This is a genomic window from Bosea sp. 29B (assembly GCF_902506165.1).
Classification (GTDB): domain Bacteria; phylum Pseudomonadota; class Alphaproteobacteria; order Rhizobiales; family Beijerinckiaceae; genus Allobosea.
In genome coordinates, this window is the sequence record NZ_LR733817.1 from 2,951,453 (window position 1) to 2,976,986 (window position 25,534).

Consider the following 25,534-nt stretch of genomic DNA (forward strand, 5'->3'; position numbering starts at 1 on the left):
CGCTCGGGCTTGCTCCGGAGCTGTCCGGTTACATCGCTGGAGGCATGGGGGACCCTCTGCGATAGGAGGGCTGCGGACGCACGACAAGCCCTCTCCCCCGTTCCGGGAGAGGGCTCGCGCGCATATCCCATGCGGCCGCTGGCGGTCTTGCCGGGCAAAGCTCATTCAATCTGCAAATGCTTATTCAATCCGCAAATAATGGGCATTTCGGAACCGGTCTCACCGTGGAAGGCCATTCGGATTATTCGGCATGATCGAAGCCAGTGGTCGGGTCGAACCTGAAGACCGCGGCACATAGGGGAGATCATCATGTCGACAGCCGTCACTCACGGAGCAGACATCTCCGAGGGCACGTCATCGCAGCAATTGGATGCGGCTTTCAGCAAAGTTACCTGGCGCCTCATCCCGTTTCTGATGATCCTCTGGATCCTCGCCTGGATCGACCGGGTCAACATCGGTTTCGCCAAGCTGCAGATGCTGAACGATCTCAAGTTCAGCGAGGCGATCTACGGCCTGGGCGCCGGCATCTTCTTCATCGGCTACTTCCTGTTCGAGGTCCCGAGCAACCTGCTCCTCGAACGGATCGGCGCGCGTAAGACTGTCGCCCGCATCACCATGCTCTGGGGCATCACCTGCGTCGCGATGATGTTCGTGACGACGCCGATGCAGTTCTACGTCCTGCGCTTCCTGCTGGGCGTCTTCGAGGCCGGCTTCTACCCCGGCATCATCCTCTATCTGACCTATTGGTATCCGACCGAGCGGCGCGCCAAGGCCTTCGGCCTGTTCATGTCCGCCTCGGCCCTGGCCGGCGTGCTCGGCGGGCCGCTGGCCGGCACGATCATGACCCAGCTCAACGGCGCCAATGGCTGGGCCGGCTGGCAGTGGGTCTTCCTGATCGAGGGCATTCCCTCGGTGATCGCCGGTATCGTCACCCTGTTCTACATGACCGACAAGCCGGAGAAGGCGAACTGGCTCACCGACAAGGAGAAGAGCCTGATCCTCGCCGATCTGGAACGTGACCGCGCCGCCCTCGGCCCGCGCGAGCACAAGATCATGAAGTCGCTGCGCGATCCCCGGGTGTGGCAGTTCATCGCGATCTACTTCTGCATCATCCTTGCGAACTCGACCCTGACCTTCTGGGGCCCGACCGCGGTGCGTGAGCTCGGCTTCACCAGTCCGGCCGCCGTCGGCTGGATCATGGCGGCCTGCTATCTCTGCGGCGCCGCCGGCATGATCATGATCGGCCGGAGCTCGGACCGTCATCGGGAGGCGCGGCTGCACACGGGCGTCGCCGCCCTGGTGGGAGCGGTGTCGATGGCGGCGCTCGGTTTCCTGATCCCGAACGGCTCCTATCTCGCTCTGGTCGCGCTGGCCTTCGCCATCATCGGCACGATGAGCGCCATCCCGGTGTTCTGGCAGATGCCCAACCTGTTCCTGTCGGGTTCGGCTGCGGCGGCCGGCGTCGCCCTGATCAATTCGGTGGCGAATCTGGCCGGGTTCGGAGCTCCCTTCGCCATGGGCGTGATCAAGGATGCGACGGGGCTGATGTCGCCCGGGCTCTGGATGGTCGCCCTGTTCGAAGCGGCCACCGTGCTCCTGATCATCAAGTTCATCCCCGTCTCCAGCAAGGCCGGGAAATAGGGAGGCTGGGGGCGCGCGGCCGCAGAAGCCGCGAGCGTCGCGAGGCGCTACCTTAGCGGAAGTGGTTCTCCGTCGCAGACGGCGGAAAGCAGCCCCCGCCAGCTAGGCCGCTCGCTCGGTGCCATTCACCGGCGGGCGGCCGTTTTCGTTTGCGGGGGCGGAGCCGAAACAATCGCTTGCAAGGCTGGCTCGTTCCGTTCCCCCCGCTTGCGGTGGGGAAGGGTTAGGGATGGGGGGCCGTAAAGCAGGACGCTTCATTCGTTCATCGAAGCACCAAGCGGCACTGCCCCCCACCCAACCCTCCCCACCGCAAGCGGGGGGAGGGCTTGAGCGTGGAGCGAACCGCGAGATTCCCTTCCAAACAGTCCCGATGCCCGATTCCTACGAACCCGCAGCAGGCTCGCCCGGCAGGCGGTTGCGGGTCAGGACCTGGCGCAGCCAGTGATGGATCGGCGAGTGCTGGGTACGGTCGTGCCAGAGCTGGTAGAAGCGCATGCGCGGGAATTCGAGCGGCGGCTCGACGATCGCCAGCGGCAGGATCGTCGTGAAATAGCGCGCGAAATGCCGGCTGGTGGTGAAGACCAGGTCAGTCCCGACCAGCATATAGGGCGCCATCGCGAAATACGAGATCACCAGGCGGCGCTCGCGGCTGATCCGCATCTTCGTCAGATGGGTCTCGACCACGCCGCGATGGGCGATCGAATAGGGCGTCGGCGCGATGTGGTTGGCCGCCAGGAACTCCGCGCGCGACGGGACCTCCCGGGCGAAGGGATGCTCGCGGTCGACGAGGGAGACGACATCGTCCTCGAACAGCGTCGACGTCCGCAGATAGGGCGGCGGCGAGGGCCAGTTCCCGATGACGATGTCGACGGTTCCGGCGGCGAGCGCGCCTTCGAAATCGAAATCGGCGCCGAGCGAGCGCAGGGTGAGCCGGGCATGGGGCGCACGCTGGCGGAATTCGCGCACGGCGCCGGCGAGATAGGCTGGCGCGACATAGTCCGGCAGGGCGATGGTGAAGCTCTGATGGCTCGAGGCCGGATCGACCCGGTTCGGATCGACCAGCAGGTTGTCGAGCTCCTCCAGCGCCTTGATCGCGGTCTGCTGCAGCGCGATCGCCCGCTCGGTCGGCACCATGCCGTCGCGGCCGCGCACCAGGAGCTGGTCGCCGAAGATCTCGCGCAGGCGCTTCAGGGCAAGGCTCGTGGCCGGCTGCGACAGGTTCAGCCGCGTGGCCGTCCGGGTGACGCTGCGTTCCGCCATCAGGATGCAGAAGACCCGCAGGAGCTGAGCGTCGAGGGGGTTCTCCTGAGGCTGCATGGTCGATGGTCCCTGCGACGGAACGGCCTCTAACAGGCCGATCCTCTCAGGCTCTATTCGGGTTTGCAAATAATGGGAATTGGCGGCGCCCGATCTCAATGAGGAGCGGCTTGCGGTACACCGGGGATGTCGATGCGAGCCGCTCGCGCCGGCCATGTATCCGAAGGACAGGACACCGAGATGACGCCCTCTTCCAAAGCAACGCAGCCGCCCTTCACGTTGGCGGCGATCAACGCCATGGATCGGCCCGCTTTCGTATCCGCCTTCGGCGCGATCTTCGAGCACTCGTCCTGGGTCGCCGAGGCGGCCTTCGCGGCCCGCCCCTTCGCCAGCGTCGACGCGATGCACGCGGCGATGATAGCCGCCGTCCGCGGCAGCGACGAGGCGAAGCTGATCGCGCTGCTCTGCGCCCATCCGGAGCTTGCCGGGCGCGAGGCGAAGCGGGGCGAGCTGACCCAGTCCTCCGATGTCGAGCAGGCCAGCGCCGGCCTCACCAGCCTGACTCAGGCGGAGGTCCGGCTGATCGACACGCTCAACCGCGCCTATCGCGAGCGCCACGGCTTCCCGTTCATCGCCTGCGTCAGGCACTACACCAAGGCCGGCATCTATGCCGAGCTCGCCCGCCGCGCGGCGCGCGACACCGCCCCGGAACGCGAGGAAGCGCTCGCCCAGATCAGCTTCATCACCCGCAGCCGCCTCGCGCAGGTGACCGATGAATCGCAGGCCTCCCGCGCGGCCTGAGACCAGCAAACGCATGACATCGAGGGAGCATTCATGGATCGCCTGATCACCGACCGGCGACGGATCCTGGCGGCTGGGGCGGCGGTTGTCGCCGCGCCGGCTCTCGCCCGGGCCCAGAGCCCGCAACCTGGCCAGCAGCCCGGCGCGCTGACGGTGGCGCCTGTCTCGCAGACCGGCTTGAGCCCGCGCCTGACCATGCACGCGATCGACACCTATCACGGCCTGCCGGGCGCCGGCATGACCTGCGACCTTTCTGTGCTCGACGGCGATCGCTACCACCCGCTCAAGACGGTGGTGACGGCGCAGAACGGACGCACCGACGAGCCGCTGCTCGTCGACGAGGCGCTGAAGGCCGGGCGCTACGAACTCCTGTTGCATGTCGAGGATTATTTCCGGGCACGGGGCGCGCAATTGCCGACGCCGAATTTCCTCAAGACCGTCCCGATCCGCTTCGTCATCGCCGATCTCGGGCAGCGCTATCACCTGCCCGTGCTGTTCTCGCCCTGGGGCTATTCCTATTACCGCGGCAGCTGAGGAGCACGGTCATGGCTGGCATCACCACGCATATCCTCGATTCCAACCGCGGCCGGCCGGTGGCGGGCGTCCGGATCGACCTCTCGATCAGGCTGGGCGAGGGCTGGACCCTGGTCAAATCGGCGACGACCAACCAGGACGGCCGCACCGACGCGCCGCTCGTCCGCCCGGAGGATGCCAGGCTCGGCGAATACGAGCTCGTCTTCCATGTCGACGAGTATCTGCGCAGCCAGGCTGGCGCGGGCGATCCGGCGCCGTTCATCGATCGCCCGGCGGTCCGCTTCTCCGTCTTCGACGTGAAGCAGCACTATCACGTGCCGCTGCTGTGCACGCCGGGAAGCTGTTCGACCTATCGCGGCAGCTGAGAGCGTGCCGCCGGCCGAAACGGCAGGGCACGGGCATTCCACGTCCGAGTACGATGTGAAGCGGGGCGCGTCGCCCCGGCATCGCGAGTTCATCGTCATCTTGCAGGAGGAACCATCGTGCCGAGCATCAACCGCAGGGCCTTTTCCGCCGGCCTCGCCGCCAGCGCGGCCATCATCCCGATGAGCGCCTCCGCCCAGGCGCAGCGCTACAAGCTGCTGCTCAACACCTCGCTATCGGGCCCGGTCTCGTTCTTCCTGCTGGCCGAGGACCGCGGCTATCTGCGCGAGGAAGGCCTCGACATCGCCTTCTCGCCCGGCGACGGCGCTGCTGCGATCATCCCGCAGGTGAAGGCCGGCAATTTCGACGTCGGCTATGGCGACATCTCGGCCTTGATCGAGCGCATCGCCCGCAGCGCTCCGTACCAGGGGCCGGTGGCGATCTGGACCACCTTCAACAGCGTGCCCTTCACCATCGCCGTTCCCGCCGACAGCCCGATCCGCTCACCCAAGGATTTCGAAGGCAAGACGATCTCGGGTCATCCGGTCGATGCCGCGCTGATCACCTTCGACATGTTCGCGCGTGCCAACGGCGTCGACGTCAGCAAGGTCAAGGTCGTCGAGTCGCCGGCGGCGATGGGCAACCAGGTCGCCGACATGCTGAAGGGCAAGGGCGCGCAGGGCGTGTTCGGCTTCGTCAACACGATCATCGCCTCGGTGGCACCGCTCGGCATCGACGGGCGCAAGGAGCTGCGATTCCTGAACTATGCCGACCACCTGCCGGACATGTACGGCAACACCCTGTTCGTGACACGCGAACTCTACAGCGCCAATCCGCGGGCGCTCTCGGGCATGGTGCGCGCCTTCAACCGGGCCCTGTCCGACACGACGAAGGACCCCAATCTCGCGATCGAGGCGCTGGCCAAGCGCGAGCCGTCGATCCGGCGCGACGTCAACCTGACCCGTCTCGTCGGCACGCTGAAGAGCGAGATGGCGCATCCGGAAGGCAAGCGGATCGGCGTCGGCGACATGGACGATGCCCGCCTCGGCCGCCTGATCGCCCTGATCGTCGAGACCAAGAAGCTGCCGCGCACGCCGTCCCTGCGCGAGGTGTTCGACCGCTCCTTCCTGCCGCCGGATCAGGAGCGCATCCGCTCGCTTGCAGGGTAGGGCACTGGGGCCGACGCCGTGGGATCGGTGGGAGCCATGCTCCCGCCGCTTCGGCGAGAGTCGACTTCGGGCTAAGCCGGGTCGCGGAAAACACCTCTGTCGCCAACGGCTTGCGAGCCGCATTTGAATCACCGTCGCATGGACTTGAATCACCTGATGAGCACTTCCTACCCGCGCGACCTCGTCGGCTATGGCCGTAACGCCCCGCATCCGCATTGGCCGTACGGCGGCCCACTCGATCGGAGCCTCGTTGCAGAGCAAGGGCGGCGATGGCGGCGCCGGAGGAAAAGGCGGCGACGGCGGCGATGGGAATGTCGCCACCTTCCTCATTTTCGAGATTCTCGGTGATGGCGGCGATGGCGGCGGGGGCGCAGGCGGCGGCGGAGGTGGAGCCGGGCTCAGCCTCGTCGAGGGCGGCTCGGTCAATTTGCTCGGTAACAATCGGCTGACGGGCGGACATGGCGGCGACGGTGGCGATGGCGGAAGGGGCGGCAGCGGCCAGGGCACGTCCTCCAAACGGGTTGACGGCTGGGGTGGAAACGGCGGGGATGGCGGTGAAGGCGGCGTCGGCCTGTCGTTGTCACGCGGCAGCGCATCGATCGGAGCAGGATCGACCATCAAGGGCGGCAATGGCGGCCGCGGCGGCAATGGTGGCGACAGCGGTCCAGGCAAGACGAACAGCAACGCTCTGGACGACAGCGGTTCGGACAGCGCGATCGGCGGCGCTCAGGACTACGACCGGCCGGCCGCCAAGACGGCAGGCGATGGCGGCCGCGGCGGCGACGGCGGCAATGGCGTCACCATCCGCAATGGCGCAACACTGACGACTGCGCCGGGTGTTTCGATCACGGGCGGGAATGGTGGCGACGGCGGCCAGAATGGGATCAAATCGCGATCCACATTCGGCAGCGTGCGACGCCATGCGAATGGCGGCTCCGGCGGTTCAGGTGGCAGCGGCGTCGTCGCCGATCAGTCGGGCGCCACGATCATCAACGCTGCCGGCGCGGCGATCGTCGGAGGAGGCGCCGGCGCTGGCGGTGCGTGGCGCGGATCGGTCAGTCGCGACCGAGGTCAGGCAGGCGCTGCTGGCAGGGCCGGCGCCGGAATCGTGGCGACGGGCGGCAATGTCGCGATCATCAATAGCGGCGTCATCAGCGGCGGGCGCAATCGCAACGGCACGCGCGGCGCTGCCATCACATTTGCCGGCAGCGGCAACTCGCTTGAACTGCAGGCTGGCTCCGCCATCGTCGGTCAGGTGCTTGGCGGCAGCAATGCGACGCTGATCCTGGGCGGTGCGGCGGATGCGAGTTTCGACTTGCGCGGGCTGGGCTCGCAATATCAAGGCTTCTCGGACTTCAACAAGACCGGCACGAGCAGCTGGACGCTGTCGGGCACCACCAGCGCCTTCAAGGGCGACATGGCGATCGATGGCGGAGCGCTCGTCTTCTCGGCAGGAACACAACTGACGGCGACGAATGCGCAGATCGCGAACGGCGCAGGCGCCGTGGCCGCCGTCACCGTCGCGGGAGCAGGATCGCAATGGATCGCCGACGGTCGGATCGACGTCGGCCATCAGGGCCAGGGCAGCCTGACGGTCGCCAATGGCGGAACCGTGCGCGCCAACACGATCGGCGTCGGGACCGGAGCGGGAGGCTCCGGCGCGATCCATGTCACCGGCAGCGGTTCGCATGTCGAGGCGAGCAGCCTCGTGCTCGGCGATGGTGGTGCGGGCTCGGCCGTGGTCTCCGGCGCCGGATCGAGCCTGAGCGCGACCGACTTCACGGTCGGACAGTCTGGCAACGGTACGCTCACCGTCGCCAATGGCGGCAAGGCCGGCCCCGGACGCGGCAGGCGGATCGCTGTCGCTAAGAACTCGGGCAGCACCGGCACGATCAATATCGGTGCCGCGGCAGGGCAGACGGCAACGACGGCGGGCAGGATCGAGGGCGATGTCCAGTTCGGCGCTGGCACGGGCACGCTGGTGTTCAACCATACGGACAGCGGCTACAGCTTCTCGAACGCGATCTCTGGCGCCGGGACAATCAGCGTGCTCTCCGGCACAACGATCCTGACCGCGGACAGCTCGGGTTTCTCGGGCACGACGACGGTGTCGAACGCGACGCTTGTGCTGAGTGGTGCGCGGGTCGGCGGGTCGCTTGCGATCGATGGCGGCGGCACGGTTGCCGGCGAAGGTTCGATCGGCGCGACGACGGTCAACAGCGGCGGCACGCTTTCGCCCTCGGGCAAGACCTCGCTGACCGTCAATGGCGATCTCACCGCCCATGCCGGCGGCACGATCAGGCCGTCGGATGCCGCCGCGCTCGTCGTCAACGGCACGCTGACGCTCGAGGCCGGCAGCGCTTACGACTACAGGCTGCATGGCTACGGAGCCTCCTCGCCGGGCTCGGCGACGACGCGGGTCAACGGCGATCTCGCCTTGAACGGTGGCACGCTCAACCTCGCCGGCGGCTCACAGCCGGCGATCGGCTATCACCGCGTCATCAGCTATAGCGGCAGCCTGACGGGCAGCGGGCTTGTCATCGGCAGCACCCCGGTCACGAGCCCGGTGGCCTATACCTACACGCCCGACACCTCGCAGGCCGGCAAGGTCGACGTCGTCGTCACCCCGAACGGGCTCGACATCTTGCAGCTCTGGGGCACGACGCCGGCCGGCGGCGGGGACGGCGTCTGGAACGCCGGCAATACGAACTGGTGGAACCTCGGCGGCGCGGCGACGGCGTCATGGGGCGGTGCCTATGGCGTCTTCCGCGGCCCCGGCGGCACGATCACGATCGAGGGCACGCAGAACGCGGTCGGGCTGCAGTTCGCTGGCGGCAGCTATACGCTGGTCGGTGGCGCCGGCGGCGTGATCGGCCAGAACTGCCAGCCAGGCCTGCCTTGCTTCGTCTGGGGTATGGATGGTGGGGACGGATATTACGGCGGCAGCGGCGGTACTGGTGGCGACGGCGGCGCCGGGTTCTACGCTTATGGGGCAAGCCCGGTCATCGTCCAGAATGAGGGCGTCATTCGCGGTGGCGACGCCGGTGCCGGCGGTGCTGGCGGCAGAGGTGGTGGCGGCAAGAGCAGCGGTACCGGTGGCGATGGCGGCAATGGCGGCTATGGTGGCGATGGCGTCGTTCTGAGGACCGGCGCCAGCCTGGAGGTCCAGGCAGGCGGCTTCGTTGGCGGTGGCAAGGGCGGTGCCGGCGGCACCGGTGGCGCGTCGGGCTACAACGTCTACGGGTTCAATCCCGGCTCTGACGGAGCCATGGGACACGGTGGACGCGGCGGGCGAGGCGTCTCGGGCAGCGGCGGCGTCAGGATCGTCGCGGCCGGCCGGATCGAAGGCGGCCTCAACGCCGACGGCTCATATTCGGATGCCATCAACCTCTGGGGCGGCGGCAACACGCTGGAACTGCAGGCGGGCTACCAGTTCCTCGGCAATGTCGTCCTCACCCGCAATGATGCCAGCCCGAACGCGCTCGTCCTCGGCGGCTGGCAGGACAGCAGCTTCGACTTCGTCGCGTTGGGCAATGCGACCCAGGCCTTCGGGATATTCGAGAAGGACGGTGCGAGCACCTGGACCGTCATGGGCACGGCAGGCTTCGGTCAGGTTCTCGTCAAGAGTGGTGAACTCGCCCTGTCGGGGACGACCCGGCTGACCAGCGCCAGCACGAGCGTCGATGCGGAGGCGGGCAGCAGTGCTGCCGTGACGATCTCCGGGGCGGGCGCGACATGGGCTAACGCCAATGCGTTCGTGATCGGCGACCGGGGCAGTGGCATGCTCACCATCTCTGGCGGCGGCCAGGTGAAAGGCGGCAGCACCGTGATCGGCGCGCAGGCAGGCGCAACCGGCACGGTTACGCTGACCGGGGCAGGCACGCGCTGGGATAATTTCTCACTGATGGTCGGCGAAAGCGGGCAGGGGCAGGTCACAGTCTCCGGTGGCGCCAGGCTGTCCAGCAATCGCGCCGAGATCGGAACGAAGGCCGGTTCGAGCGGATCGGTGACGATCACGGGGAGTGGTTCGTCCTGGGACGCCAGCAATCGCGGCAGTGGCTACAACCCACTCCGGATCGGCAATGGCAGCCTGGCGATCTCGGACGGCGGCTACGCCAATGGCGGCAGCATGCTCATCGGCACGCTCGCCGGGGCCACCGGCGAAGTGGTGGTCAGCGGTGCGGGATCGACACTCCACACCGGTGACATCGTGATCGGCTCGGGCGGCAGCGGCGTGCTGACCCTCACGGACGGCGGCACTCTGAAATATGGCGGCCGGATGCTCTATGTCGGCAGCGGCGGATCATCAGGCACATTGAACATCGGCGCGGCCAGCGGAGCAGCGGCTGCGGCGCCTGGACAGATCGTCGGCGGCTACAGGATTAGCCTCGCCTCGAACGGCACGCTTGTTTTCAACCACACCGACGGCGACTACAGGTTCGGCTCTAATTTCGATGGCTCGGGCCGGGTCCGGTTTCTGAGCGGGACGACGATCTTCGAGCGCTATCTCGACGCCTCCGGCTTCACCGGCACGATGACGGTGACGAGCAGCACGCTTGTGCTGAGCGGTGCGCGGGTCGGCGGTGTGGTCGCGGTCGATGGTGGCGGCACGGTTGCCGGCGAAGGTTCGATCGGCGCGACGACGGTCAACAGCGGCGGCACGCTTTCGCCCTCGGGCAAGACCTCGCTGACCGTCAATGGCGATCTCACCGCCCATGCCGGCGGCACGATCAGGCCGTCGGATGCCGCCGCGCTCGTCGTCAACGGCACGCTGACGCTCGAGGCCGGCAGCGCTTACGACTACAGGCTGCATGGCTACGGAGCCTCCTCGCCGGGCTCGGCGACGACGCGGGTCAACGGCGATCTCGCCTTGAACGGTGGCACGCTCAACCTCGCCGGCGGCTCACAGCCGGCGATCGGCTATCACCGCGTCATCAGCTATAGCGGCAGCCTGACGGGCAGCGGGCTTGTCATCGGCAGCACCCCGGTCACGAGCCCGGTGGCCTATACCTACACGCCCGACACCTCGCAGGCCGGCAAGGTCGACGTCGTCGTCACCCCGAACGGGCTCGACATCTTGCAGCTCTGGGGCACGACGCCGGCCGGCGGCGGGGACGGCGTCTGGAACGCCGGCAATACGAACTGGTGGAACCTCGGCGGCGCGGCGACGGCGTCATGGGGCGGTGCCTATGGCGTCTTCCGCGGCCCCGGCGGCACGATCACGATCGAGGGCACGCAGAACGCGGTCGGGCTGCAGTTCGCTGGCGGCAGCTATACGCTGGTCGGTGGCGCCGGCGGCAGCCTCAACCTGCACGGCTACAACACTGGCGGCATCGTCATCACCACGCCGGAGATCCGCGTGCTCGACGGCGAGACCGCGACGATCGCGGTCAGCATCACCGGCACGGACGGGCTGGAGAAGACCGGCGACGGCACGCTGATCCTGTCGGGCGCCAACAGCTACAGCGGCGGCACCGTGATCTCGGGCGGCACCTTGCAGGTCTTTGCCGACGCCAATCTCGGTGCGGTGACTGGCGGGCTGACCTTCGACAACGGCGCGCTTCATACGACCGCGAACATCGCCTCGAACCGCACGATCGACCTGCGCGACACCGGCGCGGTCGTGACCGATGCCGGCACGACGCTGACCTTGACCGGCACGGTCTCCGGCGCCGGCGGGCTGATCAAGGCGGGCGACGGCACGCTGCTGCTGAGCGGGAGCAACAACTGGTCGGGCGGCACCCTGATCACCGCCGGCACGCTCCGGGCCGGCAGTGCCGGCGCCCTGCCGGTGATGACCGACTGGGTCCTGACCGGCGGCAGGCTCGATCTCAGCGGTTATGACCTGTCGATGCGCTTCCTTGCCGGCAGCGGCGGCGAGATCGCGCTGGGCAGTGCCGACCTCACCGTCGATCAGACGCAGGACAGCCTCTACGCCGGCACCGTCACCGGCGCCGGCCGCCTGCTCAAGGACGGTTCGGGAACCCTGCTCCTGACCGGGACCAGCAGCTATGCCGGCGGTACCGTGATCCGCGACGGCACGCTGGCGATCGTCGCCGATGCCAATCTCGGCGCTGCCGGCTCAAGCATCGCCTTCGACGGCGGCGGCCGCCTGGCGAGCTATGCCGACATCACCAGCGGGCGCTCCATCACGCTGTCGGGCACCGGCACGATCGAGACCTATGCCGGCACGAGCTTCGTCCTCGGCGGATCGATCAGCGGCGCCGGCAGCCTGGTCAAGGAGGGCTGGGGCACGCTGACGCTGACCGGCAGCGCGAACCATGCCGGCGGCACGACGATCGCGGCCGGCATGCTGCAGATCGGCAATGGCGGCAGCACCGGCGAGCTTGCCGGCAATGTCGTCAACGACGCGATCCTCAGCTTCAACCGCTCGAACGACTACAGCTTCTCCGGCGCGATCTCCGGCTCCGGCGTCGTCGTGCAGGCGGGCACCGGCACCACGGTCCTGACCGGCAACAACAGCTATGCCGGCGGCACGCTGATCCGGGCCGGCGCGCTTGAGGTCGCCAATGACGGCAATCTCGGCGCCGGCGGGACGGCGATCACCTTCCTGGGCGGGGCGCTGCGCTTTGGCGCCTCGTTCAGCACGGAGCGCACCGTGCTGCTGCTCGGCGACGGCACGATCGACAGCAACGGCCATGACGGCACCCTGAGCGGCGGCATTTATGGCGCTGCCGACCTGATCAAGACCGGCGCCGGCACGCTGACGCTGACCGGCGCCAACGCCTATCGCAACACCATCGTCGAAGCCGGCGCGCTCGTCGGCAATGCCGCCTCGATCTCCGGCAACGTCACCGCCAATGGCACGGTCGTGTTCGACCAGCGCGACGACGCCAGCATCGCCAGCGTGTTCTCGGGAAGCGGCCGCTTCGCCAAGGCCGGCGGCGGGGCGCTCGAACTGACCGGCGACAGCTCCGGCTTCTCCGGTTCGAGCACGGTCTCCGCCGGCACGCTCATCGTCAACGGCGCGCTCGGCGGCGGGCTCGCGGTCGAGGCCGGCGCCCGGCTGCAGGGCAGCGGCACCGTCGGTTCGACCACGATCCAGGCGGGCGCGACGATCGCACCGGGCAACTCGATCGGAACAATCACCGTCGCCGGCGACATCACCTTCGCACAAGGCTCGACCTATGAAGTCGAAGTCAGCCCGGACGGCCAGAGCGACAAGATCCTGGCGTCCGGCTCGGCGACAATCTCGGGCGGGACAGTGCAGGTGCTGGCCGAAAACGGCAACTATGCGGCTTCGACCAGCTACACGATCCTGACCGCCTCCGGTGGGGTCAGTGGCCAGTTCTCGACGGTGACCTCGAACCTGGCCTTCCTGACGCCGTCGCTGGCTTACGACAGTCAGAACGTCACGCTGACGATGACCCGCAACGATGCCGCGTTCGGACCGGATGATTCAGGCCGCACCTCCATCGCCACCACCCGCAATCAGGGCTTCATCGCGATCGCGGCGGAGCGGCTCGGGGTCGGCAATGCGGTCTATGACACGCTGATCTCAGCGACGGCGGCCGAGGCCCGCGCCGGTTTCGACCTGCTTTCGGGCGAAGCGCATGCCCAGGCGGTCAGCGTGATGATCGACGAGAGCCGGCTGGTGCGCGACACCATTTTGGGCCATCTGCGTGGGCCATTGCTCACCGCGCCGGGTCAGCAGGTCGCGGCGAGCTTCTCCGCCGACCTGCCCGGCCGCAAGGGTGCGATCGCGATGCCCGCGCCGGTCCCGCAGCCGCGCTACGCCCTCTGGGGCACCGCCTTCGGCAGCACCGGCAATACGGACGGCGACGGCAATGCCGCGAGCATGAGCCGCCGCAGCGGTGGCGCCCTGCTCGGCGCCGATTTGATGCTCTATGACGCGCCGGGTTCGTCGCTGAAGGTCGGCGTCGCCGGCGGCTACAGCCAGTCGCGCTTCGATCTCGATGCCAGGCTCTCGACCGGCAAGCTCGAGAGCGGCCACGCCGCGCTCTATGCCGGCGCCCGCTTCGGCCAGCTCAGGCTCGATGCCGGCGCAGCCTACACCTGGTCCGAGAGCGACATCCGCCGCCAGGTCGCGATCCGCGGCTTCGGCGATCTGCTGCGCCTGCAGCGTCCGGGCTCGGTGATGCAAGGCTTTGCCGAGCTCGGCTATGGCTTCGCCTTCAGCGGGGTTGCGCTGGAGCCCTTCGCCCAGTTGGCGCTGATCCGGGTCAGCACCGACGCCGGCACCGAGCGCGGCGGGGCGGCGGCCCTGCGTGTTCTCTCCTCCGACCAGACGCTGGGCTTCACCACGCTGGGCCTGCGGGCCGAGGCGCAGCTCGGGGCGATGCCGCTGTTCGCCCGCGCCATGCTCGGCTGGCGCCACGGCTTTGGCGAGCTCACCCCGCAGGCGCGCACCGCCTTCGTCGCCGGCACCACGCCGGCGCAGGTCTTCGCCGCCCGGATCGACCGCGACGCCCTCACCGCCGAGGCCGGGCTCGACTGGCGCATCTCGCAGGCCACCGCCCTCGGCCTGACCTACTCCGCCGCCATCGGCGAACGCTCCCGCGATCACGCCCTCAAGGGTAGGGTCGAAATGCGATTCTGAACGGGGGGCCGGCGAGCCGCCCAGCGATCCGTAGCCAGATCAGTCGCGCCCGCCCGTCACGTGCGCTTCCGGCCGGCGCGTGGAATGCGTCCCCGAACCGCGGCTTCGATCTCGCTTCTCGCAAGGCCGATATCCTTGAGGGCGGGCTCGTCGAGCTCGTACAGGTGGTCGATGGCGGCGCGGCGCGCGAAATAGCGCGCGATCGCCTGGAGCAGCACACCCGGCAGGTGGAGCGATGCCTCGGAGCGCTTCGCGACGACAGGCCGAACGATGGCGGGCAGGACTGCAGACATATTGGCCTCCTCGAAGGCACGAAGCCGCGCGAACGCCGAGGCGAAAGCGCCTCGCACATTGGCGAGGCGCCTTTCGTCCCTGCAATCGCCGCCGTTTGGGTGTGGCTGGGTTGATGAAGGCAAAATGATCCGATACAGATATCGGATCAATGAAAACATTGCTCTCGGTGCAATAAATGTCGAGATCCGACTATCTCAGGCTGGCCGACATGATCGCGGCCGAAATCGCCGCAGGAACGCTCAAGCCGGGCGAGCGCCTGCCGCCCCAGCGCAACTTCGCCTATGAGCGCAAGATCGCCGTCTCGACGGCGAGCCGGGTCTACGCCGAGCTGCTGCGCCGCGGCCTCGTCGTCGGCGAGGTCGGCCGGGGCACCTTCGTCTCGGGAGAAGCCAGGCGCGGGGTGGCGGCCCCCGGCGAGCCGAGCAGCACCCGGATCGATCTCGAATTCAACTATCCGATCCTACCCCGGCAGGCCGCTCTGATCGCCAGGAGTCTGGCCGGCCTGGAGGAGACCGCGGCGCTGGATGCGGCCTTGCGGCAGGCGACAAGCGTCGGCACGCCGGCGATCCGCAGCATTGGCGCCGCCTTCCTCTCGCAAGGCGGCTGGACGCCGGCGCCCGAGCAACTGGTCTTCACCGGTAATGGCCGCCAATCCGTCGCCGCGGCGCTTGCCGCTCTTGTTCCGACCGGCGGGCGCTGCGGCGTCGAGGCCCTGACCTACCCCTTCATCAAGGGGATCGCCGCCCGGCTGGGCGTCACACTGGTGCCGCTGGCGATGGATGAGAGCGGCATGCGCCCCGACGCGGTGCAGAAGGCGCATCGCGAGGCCCATCTGTCGGCGCTCTATATTCAGCCGGCGGTCCAGAACCCGCTGGGAACGACGATGCCGCAAGCCCGCCGTGCCGATCTGCTGGGAGTCGTCGAGGCGCTCGGCCTGCCGATCATCGAGGACAATGTCTACGGTTTCCTCGAGGATGGGCCGCCGCTGGCTGCGCTCGCGCCGGACTCCTGCCTCGTCATCGACAGCCTTTCCAAAAAGGTCGCGCCGGGGCTGACGCTGGGCTTCGTCGTGGTGCCGCTGCGCCTGCGCGAAAGCGTCAAGGCCTCGGTGCGCTCCGGCGGCTGGACGGCGACGGGGTTCGCCTTCGCGGCCGCCCAGCGGATGATGAGCGACGGCACCATCGCCGAGCTCGCCAAATTGAAGTGCCTCGACGCCCGCGCACGCCAGGCGCTCGCAGCCGAGCGCCTCGCCGGCTTCGAGGTCCAGGCCAACAGGAACTGCTACCATCTGTGGCTGACGCTGCCGGCGCATTGGCGCTCGCAGAGCTTCGTCGCGGCCGCAGCCCGGCGCGATATCGCGCTGACTCCGTCGAGCACCTTCGCAGCGACACCCGGCCACGCGCCGAACGCGGTCAGGCTGGCACTGGCGACGCCGAGCATGGAGCAGCTCGATCTCGGTCTGCATACGTTGGCCGCGCTGCTGCACGCCCGTGAGGACGATTTCGACTCGACGGAGTGAGCGAGGCGCGGCAGGGGATAGCCTGCCGGAGTTCGGCTTCCTGTTGCGATGGCGCTTTCCGCGTATATCTACCATCGATGACCCTGATCGCCTTCGACAACTCCTATGCGCGCCTGCCGCAACGCTTCTACGCGACGGTGGCCCCGACGCCTGTGGCTGCGCCCCGGCTGATCCGGCTGAACAGGCCGCTCGCACTGGAGCTCGGGCTCGATCCCGACTGGCTGGAAGGCCCGGAGGGCGTGGCCATGCTGTCCGGCAATAGCGTGCCGGCCGGCGCAGCGTCGATCGCAACCGCCTATGCCGGCCATCAGTTCGGCGGCTTCAGCCCTCAGCTCGGCGACGGGCGGGCCATCCTGCTCGGCGAGCTGGTCGACCGGCGCGGCAGGCGCCGGGATCTCCAGCTCAAGGGCGCCGGCCCAACCCCGTTCTCGCGTCGAGGCGACGGCCGGGCGGCGCTGGGGCCGGTCCTGCGCGAATATGTCGTCAGCGAAGCGATGGCCGCTCTCGGCGTCCCGACGACGCGCGCGCTAGCTGCGGTCCTGACGGGCGAGGCCGTCAGGCGCGAGACAGCGCTGCCCGGCGCCGTCCTGACCCGCATCGCCTCCAGCCACATCCGGATCGGCACCTTCCAGTTTTTCGCCGCCCGCGGCGATGCTGAGGCGCTGCGCCTGCTCGCCGACCATGTCATCGCACGGCACTACCCGGACTGCACCGGCGATGGCCGCTATCTTGCCCTGTTCGAGGCCGTGGTTGCCGCGCAGGCCGCGCTCGTCGCGCAATGGATGACGATCGGCTTCATCCACGGCGTGATGAACACCGACAACATGTCGATCGCCGGCGAAACCATCGACTACGGGCCCTGCGCCTTCATGGACGTCTATCATCCGACGACCGTGTTCAGCTCGATCGATGAGCACGGGCGCTATGCCTTCGGCAACCAGCCACCGATCGCCCGCTGGAATCTGGCGCGCCTGGCCGAGGCGCTTCTGCCGCTGCTGGCCGACGACCCCGACAGGGCCGTGTCGATCGCGCAGGAGGCGCTCGGCCGGTTCGACCCGCAATTCCAGCAGAACTTGATCGCAGGCTTCCGCCGCAAGCTCGGCCTCGCCATCGAGGAGGCTGATGATGTCGAGCTCATCAAGGCGCTGCTCGAGGCGATGCAGCGCGGCAAGGCCGATTTCACCCTGGTCTTCCGGCGCCTGAGCGAAGCGGCCGGGCAAGCTGACGGCGCCGATGCCTGCCGCAGCCTCTTCGCCGACCCGGCCGCGTTCGATGCCTGGGAGGAGCGCTGGCGCCAGCGCCTGCTGCGGGAGCCTGCATCGGCGCAGGAGCGGCAGGATGCCATGCTGGGCACGAACCCGCTGTTCATCCCGCGAAACCACATGGTCGAGGCGGCGATCCAGGCTGCCGTCGAGCGAGATGACCTCGCGCCGTTCGAGACCCTGGCTGACGTTCTCTCCAGGCCCTTCGACGCGCAGCCCGGCCGCGAGGACCATGCCCGGCCGCCGGTCGCACATGAGCGCGTGCTCGCGACGTTCTGCGGGACTTAAGGGCGTCTCCGGCGAAAGCAGGCCCGCCTTCAAGGCTCAGCATTCCGGCAGGTTGACTGCGAGGCCGCCGAGGCTGGTTTCCTTGAACCTGGCGTTCATGGCTTCACCGGTCTGGCGCATCGCCTCGATGCAGTTGTCGAGCGGCATGAAATGCGAGCCGTCGCCGCGCAAAGCGAGCGAAGCGGCCGCGACCGCCTTGATCGCGCCGATGCCGTTGCGCTCGATGCAGGGGACCTGTACCAGGCCCGCGACCGGATCGCAGGTCATGCCGAGATGGTGTTCGAGTGCGATCTCCGCTGCATTCTCGACCTGCTCGGGTGATCCGCCGAGCACCGCGCAGAAGCCGGCCGCAGCCATAGCCGCCGCCGAGCCGACCTCGCCCTGGCAGCCGGCCTCGGCGCCGGAGATCGAGGCGTTGTGCTTGATCAGCCCGCCGATCGCCGCGGCCGTCAGCAGGAAATCGGGGATCCTCTCGGGCTCGGCCCCGACGCAATGGTCGAGATAATAGCGCAGCACCGCAGGCACGACGCCGGCCGCCCCATTGGTCGGCGAGGTCACCACCCGGCCGCCGGCGGCGTTCTCCTCGTTCACGGCCATGGCATAGACGCCGAGCCAGTCCGAGGCCGCATGGGGCTGGGCCCGATTGCTCTGGCGCTCGGCCGTCAGCTGCCGATGGATATTCGCGGCCCGGCGGCGCACATGCAGCCCGCCCGGCAATTCGCCATCCTGAACCAAGCCTCTTTCGATGCAGCCGTTCATCACCGACCAGAGACGGGCCAGGCCGCGCTCGACCTCTTCAGGCGACTGGAGATTGCCCTCGTTGGCGCGCTTCATCTGGGCGATCGACAGCCCGCTCTCGCGCGCCATGCGCAGCATCGTCGCCGCATTCGCGAACGGGTAGGGCCAGGAGGATGTGGTGGCGGCGGCTTTGGGTGCCTCGCGCTCCTGCGCCGTCACCACGAAGCCGCCGCCGATCGAATAATAGGTCTCGGACAAGAGCTCGGCCCCGGCGGAATCGCGAACGCGGAAAACGAGCCCGTTGGCGTGGCCCGGCAAGGGCGGCCCGTAGTCGAAGACGATGTCGGTGGCGGGATCGAAAGCGAGCGGCGGCAGGCCGTCGAGGCGCAGAAGATGGCTACGCTGAAGATCCTCGAGCTGCTGCGCGGCCGCGTCGAAATCGAATTCGGCCGGCGTCCAGCCGAGCAGGCCCAGCGTCACGGCCCGATCCGTGGCGTGGCCCTTCCCGGTGAAGGCGAGCGAGCCATAGAGCGTGACGCCGACCGCCGCCGCATCATCGCGGGACGGATGCCGGCGCAGGAGATCCAGGAAATGCGCCGCGGCCGTCATCGGCCCCATCGTATGCGAGGATGACGGGCCGATCCCGATCTTGAAGACGTCGAACACACTCAGAAACATCAAACGCCTCCAGCCGAACGCGCGATCCTACACAGTCCGGATGAGAGCGCGAGCGGTGTGATCGCCGTCCAGCCGGAATGCTCAGCCTGGCGTCGTGCCGGGCGAAGCAGCCTCCGGGGCGGCGGCCTCACCTTTGCGGCGGGCGCTCAGCTTGCTCATCCAGAGATAGATGATCGGCGTGGTGTAGAGCGTCAGGATCTGGCTGAGGATCAGCCCGCCGACGATGGTGATGCCGAGTGGGCGGCGCAGCTCCGCGCCGGGGCCGGTCGCGATCATCAGTGGCACCGCGCCCAGCATGGCCGAGAGCGTCGTCATCAGGATAGGCCGGAAGCGTTCCAGGCAGGCCTCGAAGATCGCCTCGCGCGACGGCATGGCGCGCTGGCGTTCGGCGCTGATCGCGAAATCGACCAGCATGATGCCGTTCTTCTTGACGATGCCGATCAGCAGGATGATGCCGATAAAGGCGATGATGGTGAGGTCGGCCCCGGCGATCCGCAGCGCGATCAGCGCACCCAGTCCCGCCGAGGGCAGGGTCGAGAGGATCGTCACCGGGTGGATCAGGCTCTCATAGAGCACGCCGAGGATGATGTAGACCGCCAGGATCGCGACCAGGATCATCATGCCCTGGCTGCCGGCCCCTTGCGAGAATGCCTTGGCGTCGCCGGCGAATTCCGCCCGCAGCGAGGCCGGCATATGCAGGCCCTCGACGGCGGCGACGACCGCATCGCTCGCCTCCTGCAGGCCGACGCCGGGGGCGAGGTCATAGGTGATCGTCACGGCCGGGAACTGGCCCTGATGGTTGATGACGAGCGGGGCGGTGCCGCGCTCGACCTTGACCAAGCTGCGCAGCGGCACCTGCACGCCGTTGCGGCCCGGCACATAGAGATCGAGGATGTCATTGGGGTCGCGGCTGCGCGAGGGCGCGACCTCGAGCACGACGCGGTACTGATTGCGCGCGCCGTAGATCGTCGAGATCTGGCGCTGGCTGAAGGCATCCGCCAGCACATTGTCGATGGCCTGGATCGCGACGCCGAACTGCGAGGCCTTGTTGCGGTCGATCACGACATTCGCCTGCAGGCCGCCCTGCTCGCGATCGGTCGAGACATCGACGAGCTCGGGCAGGGTGCGCAGCTTCTCCAGCACCTTGGGCACCCATTCCTGCAGCTCCGGCAGGTCGGGGTCCCAGAGCGTGAACTGGTATTGCGAACGGCCCTGGCGCCCGCCGGCGCGCACGTCCTGCACCGGGGTCAGGAAGATGCGCAGGCCCGGGATCGAGCCGAGGCGTCCGCGCAGGCGGTTGACCACCTGGGCCGAGCTCAGGCTGCGTTCCTGCAGGGGTTTCAGGCTGACGAAGAAGCGCCCGGTATTCACCGAGCCGCCGCCACCAATGAAGGAGGCGACGCCGAGGATCGCAGGATCGCTCGCGACGATCGCCGCCCCCTGCTGCTGGAGCTGCGCCATCGCCGGGAAGGAGATGTCGGTCGAAGCCTGGGTGAAACCGATGATCAGCCCGGTGTCGTCCTGCGGGAAATAGCCTTTGGGCGCACTGCGGAACATCTGCACGGTCAGCGCCACAGTCGCGATCATCACGACCAGCATCAGCCAGCTATGCCGCAGCACGACCGTGAGCGTGCGGGCGTAGAAGCCGATCATCGCCGCCAGCACGCGCTCGACCGTCCGGTCGAACCGGTTGGGGGCATGTGGGCCGCTCTTCAGGAAATGCGCGCAGACCATCGGCGTGACGCTGAGCGAGACGGCCGTCGAGACGAGGATGGCGAAGGTCAGCGTCAGCGTGAATTCGCGGAAGAAGCGGCCGGCCACCCCGTCCATGAAGAAGAGCGGGATGAAGGCTGCGATCAGCGAGAGGCTGATCGAGACCACCGTGAAGCCGATCTGGCCGGCGCCGAGCAGAGCGGCACGCAGCGGCGAGATGCCCCGGGCGACATTGCGCTCGATGTTCTCGATCATGACGATGGCGTCGTCGACGACGAAGCCGACCGAGATCGTCACCGCCATCAGCGAGAGATTGTCGAGCGTGAAGCCGGCGAGCCACATCGCGGCGAAGGTGCCGGCGATGGAGAGCGGCACGGTCACGCCGGCAGCGATGGTGAGCGTGGTGCGGCGCAGGAACAGGAAGACGACCAGCATCACCAGCGCGATGGAGATCAGCAATGTGTGCTGGATGTCGGCGATCGAGGCGCGGATCGTGACCGTGCGGTCCGACATGATCGAGAACTGGATCCCGGCCGGCACCCAGCGCTGGACCTCGGGCAGGAGCGCCTTCACCCGGTCGACGGTGTCGATCACGTTGGCGTCGGCCTGCTTGGTGATGGTGATGAGGATCGCCGGCTTGCCGTTGTACCAGCCGGCGGCGCGGCTGTTGCGCACGCCGCGCTCGACGGTCGCGACATCGGCGAGCCGGACGACCGTGCCCCTGGCCGAGCGCACGACGATGTTGCCGTAATCCTCCGGCTCGCGGATCTGGTTGTTGGCCGAGAGGGTCTCGCTGCGCCGCTCGCCGTCGAAGGAGCCGACCGCCGAGACGGTGTTGGCGCTGACGATGGCGGTGCGGATCGTGTCGAGGCTCAGGCCCATGGCAGCGAGTTGGGCAGGATCGACCCGCACGCGGATCGCAGGCTGCTCGGCGCCGTTGACCGTGACCTCGCCGACCCCTTCCACCTGCGAGATTCGCTGGGCGATGACGGTGTCGGCCGCGTCGTACATCGCGCTCGGCGTCATCGTGTCCGAGGTCAGGGCCAGGATCAGGATCGGCGCGGCGTTGGGGTTGGCCTTGCGGAATTGCGGCAGGGTCGGCAGGTCGCCGGGCAGGTCGGTCGCGGCTGCGTTCAACGCTGCCTGGACGTCGCGGGCGGCGCTGTCGGTGTTCCGCGTCAGGTCGAACTGCAGCACGATCGAGGTCGAGCCGAGCGAGCTCGTCGAGGTGATCTCGGTGACACCGGGGATCGAGCCCAGGCGTCGCTCCAGCGGCGCAGCGACGCTGCCGGCCATCGTCGCCGGATCGGCGCCCGGCCGGCTGGCGAAGACGCGGATCGTGGGGAAGTCGACGCTCGGCAGGCTCGCCACCGGCAGGAAGGCATAGGCGACCATGCCGACGAGGAAGAGGCCGATCGCCATCAGCGTGGTGCCGACGGGGCGCAGGATGAAGGCGTCGGAAAGACCCCTGACCGACTTCCAGCCCTTGTCCTCGTCGGAGGCGTCGCTCATTCGGCCGCCTCCGGATCAGGATGGGGCACGACGCCGTCGCGGCCGCCGCCGAGGCGCCGGCGCAGCTTCTCAAGCGCCAGATAGATCACCGGCGTGGTGTAAAGGGTCAGGAGCTGGCTGAGCAGCAGGCCGCCGACGATGGTGATGCCGAGCGGCTGGCGCAGCTCACTGCCGGTTCCGGTCGCCAGCGCCAGCGGCAGGGCGCCGAGCAGCGCCGCCAGCGTCGTCATCATGATCGGCCGGAAGCGCAGCAGGCAGGCCTTGACGATGGCCTCCTCCGGCGACAGCCCCTCCTGTCGTTCGGCGTCGAGCGCGAAGTCGATCATCATGATCGCGTTCTTCTTGACGATGCCCATCAGCAGGATGATGCCGATCAGCGCCACGATCGAGAGCTCGCGGCCGGTCAGGACCAGCGCCAGCAATGCGCCGACGCCGGCGGAGGGCAGCGTCGTCAGGATCGTGAACGGGTGGACATAGCTCTCGTAGAGGATGCCGAGGACGAGATAGATCGTCACGATCGCCGCGAGGATCAGCCAGGGCTGGTTGGCGAGCGAGCGGTTGAACTCGGCCGCATCGGCACTGAAGGCGCCGGAGATCGCGCTCGGCATGCCGATCTCACGCTCGACCGCGGCGATCATCTTGACGGCATCGCCGAGCGCTTCGCCGGGCGCGAGGTCGAAGCTGATGGTCGCTGCCGGGAACTGCTCCTGATGGGCGATGGAGAGCGGCGCCGTCTCGCGGATCAACCGGGTGAACGACGAGAGCGGCACCTGCACGCTGTTCTGCGTCACCGTGATGGTGCCGGCGGTGTTGGTCTGGCCTTGCGTGTTGGTGTTGCCGGTGACGTAGAGCTTCGAGAGGGCGGCGGGGTCGCGCAGATATTGCGGCGCCGCCTCCAGGATCACGCGATACTGGTTCGACTGCTCGTAGATCGTCGCGATCTGGCGCTGGCCGAAGGCGTCGTAGAGCGTGTCGTCGATGGCCTGGATCGAGATGCCGAGCCGGCCCGCCTTGGCCCGGTCGATCTCGACATGGGCGCGCAATCCGCCATCCTGCGTTTCGTTGGCGACGTTGCGCACGATCGGCTCGCGCCGTAGCGCCTCCGAGAGCTTGCGCGCCCATTCCATGACCTGGGCCTGGTCGGCCCCAGTCAGGGTGTACTGGTATTGCGAGCGGCTGGCGCGGGTCGTGATCTGGATATCCTGCACCGGTTGGACATAGGCCACGATGCCCGGGATCGCCGCGGCGGCGAGGCGCAGCCGCTCGGCGATCACGACCGTGTCGTCGCGACGCTCGTCCTTGGGTCGCAAGGTCACCGTCATGCGGGCGGTGTTCAAGGTGGCGTTGGCCTGGCCGATACCGAGCACGGAGACGACACCGGTGACGTCGCCGTCCTTCTCGAAGGCCTGTGTCGCCTTCTCCTGCAACCGCTTCATCTCGTTGAAGGAGACGTCCGGCGAGGATTCGAGCACGACATTGAGCAGGCCGGTGTCCTGGCTCGGCAGGAAGCCCTTGGGGATGACGATATACATCCATACCGTCAGCACCGCTGTGGCGACGGTGACGAGCAGCACGAGCCCGCGCACCTTCAGCGCCCAGCCGAGCGTGACCTCGTAGAGCCGTGCCATCGCAGTGACTGGCCACTCCGCCAGCCGCATCAGCCAGTTCTCGCGCTCCTGACCCGCACCATGGCCGTCCTCGCGCAGCATGCGGGCGCACATCATCGGCGTCAGGGTCAGCGAGACCACGGCCGAGACCACGACCGCGATGGTCAGCGTCAGCGCGAATTCGCGGAACATGCGGCCGACCAGCCCGGTCATGAACAGCAGCGGGATGAAGACCGCGACCAGCGAGACCGTCAGCGAGATCACGGTAAAGCCGATCTCCTTGGCACCGTCATAGGCGGCGCGGAGCGGCTTCTTGCCCTGCTCCATGTTGCGCACGATGTTCTCGATCATCACGATCGCATCGTCGACGACGAAGCCGGTGCCGATGGTCAGGGCCATCAGCGAGAGATTGTCGAGGCTGAAGCCGGCGAGCCACATCACCGCGAAAGTCGCGATCAGCGAGAGCGGCAGCGCGACGCCCGCAATGATCGTGGCGCGCACGGTGCGCAGGAACAGCAGCACCACCAGCACCACCAGCGCGCAGGCCAGCACCAGCGTGAACTGGACGTCGGCGATCGAAGCGCGGATCGTCTCGGTGCGGTCGCTGACCACCTGCAGCTCGACGCCGGCCGGCATGCCATTGCGCAGGCGCGGAATCTCCTGCTTCACCTGCGCGACCGTCGTGACGATGTTGGCGCCGGGCTGGCGCATTACGTCGAGCACCACCGCCGTCCTGCCGCGGAACCAGGCGCCGACGCGGCTGTTCTCGAGGTCTTCCAGCACCACGGCCACGTCGCGCAGGAAGACCGGCGCGCCGCTGCGATAGGCGACGACGATGTCGCGATAGGCCGAGGCACTGCCGATCTGGTCGTTGGCGCTGATCGTGTAGGCCTGATGGTTGCCGTCGAGCGCGCCCTTGGATCCCGCGACATTGGCGTTGACGATGGCGGTGCGCAGATCCTCCATGCCGAGGCCGTAGGCGGCGAGGCGCGCCAGATCGGCCTGGATGCGGATCGCGGGCCTGACGCCGCCCTCGATCGACACATGCCCGACGCCGGAGACTTCCGAGAGCCGCGGCGAGAGCAGCGTATCGGCGAGATCGCTGAGCTGGCGCAGCGAGACCGTGTCGGAGGTCAGCGCCAGCACCATGATCGGCGCATCAGCCGGATTGATCTTCGCATAGGTCGGCGGATAGGGCAGCGTGCGCGGCAGGGTCGAGCCAGCCGCGTTGATCGCCGATTGCACGTCCTGGGCGGCAGCATCGATGTCGCGATCGAGATCGAATTGCAGCGTGATCTGGCTGAGCCCGAAGGAGCTCTGCGAATACATCGTCGAGAGCGAGGGAATCTGCCCGAATTGCCGCTCCAGCGGAGCGGTCACGAGCGAGGCTATCGTCTCAGGGTTCGCTCCGGGAAGCTGGGTGGTGATCTGGATGGTCGGGAAATCGACCTGCGGCAGGGCCGAAACCGGCAGGCGCAGATAGCCGAGGATGCCGCAGAGCAGCACCGCGACACCGAGCAGGGAGGTCGCGATGGGCCGGCTGATGAAAGGCGCGGACACGCTCATCGCGGCTGCCC

At 68.1% G+C, this 25,534-nt stretch carries 13 protein-coding genes; 8 read left to right on the top strand and 5 right to left on the bottom strand.

The window, feature by feature from the left end:
- Positions 1-309: 309 nt before the first annotated feature.
- On the top strand, positions 310-1,641 hold the full coding sequence (locus GV161_RS14440; RefSeq protein WP_152012515.1) for an MFS transporter: 1,332 nt from the start codon (positions 310-312) through the stop codon (positions 1,639-1,641).
- A gap of 381 nt (positions 1,642-2,022) precedes the next feature.
- Here the strand turns inward: GV161_RS14440 and GV161_RS14445 are convergent, their stop codons facing one another.
- On the bottom strand, positions 2,023-2,958 hold the full coding sequence (locus GV161_RS14445; RefSeq protein WP_152012514.1) for a LysR family transcriptional regulator: 936 nt from the start codon (positions 2,956-2,958) through the stop codon (positions 2,023-2,025).
- A gap of 180 nt (positions 2,959-3,138) precedes the next feature.
- On the opposite strand from GV161_RS14445, the gene uraD reads away from it, so the two are divergent.
- The 5 genes from uraD (at position 3,139) to GV161_RS14470 (ending at position 14,346) form a co-directional block, all read left to right on the top strand.
- A complete protein-coding gene (gene uraD / locus GV161_RS14450; protein ID WP_152012513.1) occupies positions 3,139-3,699 on the top strand; it encodes a 2-oxo-4-hydroxy-4-carboxy-5-ureidoimidazoline decarboxylase in 561 nt (186 codons plus the stop codon).
- A gap of 33 nt (positions 3,700-3,732) precedes the next feature.
- Positions 3,733-4,233, top strand: coding sequence for a hydroxyisourate hydrolase (gene uraH / locus GV161_RS14455; RefSeq protein ID WP_152012512.1), 501 nt, complete (start codon positions 3,733-3,735; stop codon positions 4,231-4,233).
- Between the two features lie 11 nt (positions 4,234-4,244).
- The gene (uraH, locus tag GV161_RS14460) at positions 4,245-4,598 is read left to right on the top strand and encodes a hydroxyisourate hydrolase (protein WP_152012511.1); all 354 of its coding nucleotides are present in this window, start codon (positions 4,245-4,247) and stop codon (positions 4,596-4,598) included.
- Between the two features lie 117 nt (positions 4,599-4,715).
- Entirely contained in the window at positions 4,716-5,765 is a 1,050-nt protein-coding gene (locus tag GV161_RS14465; protein WP_152012510.1) for an ABC transporter substrate-binding protein, read from the top strand.
- Between the two features lie 250 nt (positions 5,766-6,015).
- On the top strand, positions 6,016-14,346 hold the full coding sequence (locus GV161_RS14470; protein ID WP_159741833.1) for an autotransporter-associated beta strand repeat-containing protein: 8,331 nt from the start codon (positions 6,016-6,018) through the stop codon (positions 14,344-14,346).
- Between the two features lie 56 nt (positions 14,347-14,402).
- On the opposite strand, the gene GV161_RS31175 is transcribed toward GV161_RS14470, so the two are convergent.
- The gene (locus tag GV161_RS31175) at positions 14,403-14,798 is read right to left on the bottom strand and encodes a DUF1127 domain-containing protein (protein ID WP_244624214.1); all 396 of its coding nucleotides are present in this window, start codon (positions 14,796-14,798) and stop codon (positions 14,403-14,405) included.
- A 17-nt stretch (positions 14,799-14,815) separates the two neighbouring features.
- Here GV161_RS31175 and GV161_RS14480 point away from each other — a divergent pair, with 17 nt between their 5' ends.
- Together GV161_RS14480 and GV161_RS14485 are read left to right on the top strand one after the other, a co-directional pair.
- A complete protein-coding gene (locus GV161_RS14480) occupies positions 14,816-16,159 on the top strand; it encodes a PLP-dependent aminotransferase family protein (protein WP_152016357.1) in 1,344 nt (447 codons plus the stop codon).
- A 77-nt stretch (positions 16,160-16,236) separates the two neighbouring features.
- Positions 16,237-17,709, top strand: a complete 1,473-nt coding sequence (locus GV161_RS14485) for a protein adenylyltransferase SelO (RefSeq protein ID WP_152016358.1) — start codon at positions 16,237-16,239, stop codon at positions 17,707-17,709.
- Between the two features lie 36 nt (positions 17,710-17,745).
- On the opposite strand, the gene GV161_RS14490 is transcribed toward GV161_RS14485, so the two are convergent.
- The 3 genes from GV161_RS14490 to GV161_RS14500 all read right to left on the bottom strand — a co-directional run bounded on the left by GV161_RS14490 (position 17,746) and on the right by GV161_RS14500 (position 25,523).
- Entirely contained in the window at positions 17,746-19,125 is a 1,380-nt protein-coding gene (locus tag GV161_RS14490; RefSeq protein WP_152016359.1) for an L-serine ammonia-lyase, read from the bottom strand.
- An 81-nt stretch (positions 19,126-19,206) separates the two neighbouring features.
- The gene (locus GV161_RS14495; RefSeq protein WP_152016360.1) at positions 19,207-22,350 is read right to left on the bottom strand and encodes an efflux RND transporter permease subunit; all 3,144 of its coding nucleotides are present in this window, start codon (positions 22,348-22,350) and stop codon (positions 19,207-19,209) included.
- Positions 22,347-25,523, bottom strand: coding sequence for an efflux RND transporter permease subunit (locus tag GV161_RS14500; protein ID WP_152016361.1), 3,177 nt, complete (start codon positions 25,521-25,523; stop codon positions 22,347-22,349). The genes GV161_RS14495 and GV161_RS14500 overlap by 4 nt, the downstream gene beginning before the upstream one ends.
- Positions 25,524-25,534 lie beyond the last annotated feature (11 nt).

Coding starts and splice junctions, on each gene's coding strand:
- GV161_RS14445 (WP_152012514.1), bottom strand. CDS start 2,958: ATGCAGCCTCAGGAGAACCCCCTCGACGCTCAGCTCCTGCGGGTCTTC.
- GV161_RS14485 (WP_152016358.1), top strand. CDS start 16,237: ATGACCCTGATCGCCTTCGACAACTCCTATGCGCGCCTGCCGCAACGC.
- GV161_RS14480 (WP_152016357.1), top strand. CDS start 14,816: ATGTCGAGATCCGACTATCTCAGGCTGGCCGACATGATCGCGGCCGAA.
- uraD (WP_152012513.1), top strand. CDS start 3,139: ATGACGCCCTCTTCCAAAGCAACGCAGCCGCCCTTCACGTTGGCGGCG.
- GV161_RS31175 (WP_244624214.1), bottom strand. CDS start 14,798: ATGTTTTCATTGATCCGATATCTGTATCGGATCATTTTGCCTTCATCA.
- uraH (WP_152012511.1), top strand. CDS start 4,245: ATGGCTGGCATCACCACGCATATCCTCGATTCCAACCGCGGCCGGCCG.
- GV161_RS14490 (WP_152016359.1), bottom strand. CDS start 19,125: ATGTTTCTGAGTGTGTTCGACGTCTTCAAGATCGGGATCGGCCCGTCA.
- GV161_RS14495 (WP_152016360.1), bottom strand. CDS start 22,350: ATGAGCGACGCCTCCGACGAGGACAAGGGCTGGAAGTCGGTCAGGGGT.
- GV161_RS14500 (WP_152016361.1), bottom strand. CDS start 25,523: ATGAGCGTGTCCGCGCCTTTCATCAGCCGGCCCATCGCGACCTCCCTG.
- GV161_RS14440 (WP_152012515.1), top strand. CDS start 310: ATGTCGACAGCCGTCACTCACGGAGCAGACATCTCCGAGGGCACGTCA.
- uraH (WP_152012512.1), top strand. CDS start 3,733: ATGGATCGCCTGATCACCGACCGGCGACGGATCCTGGCGGCTGGGGCG.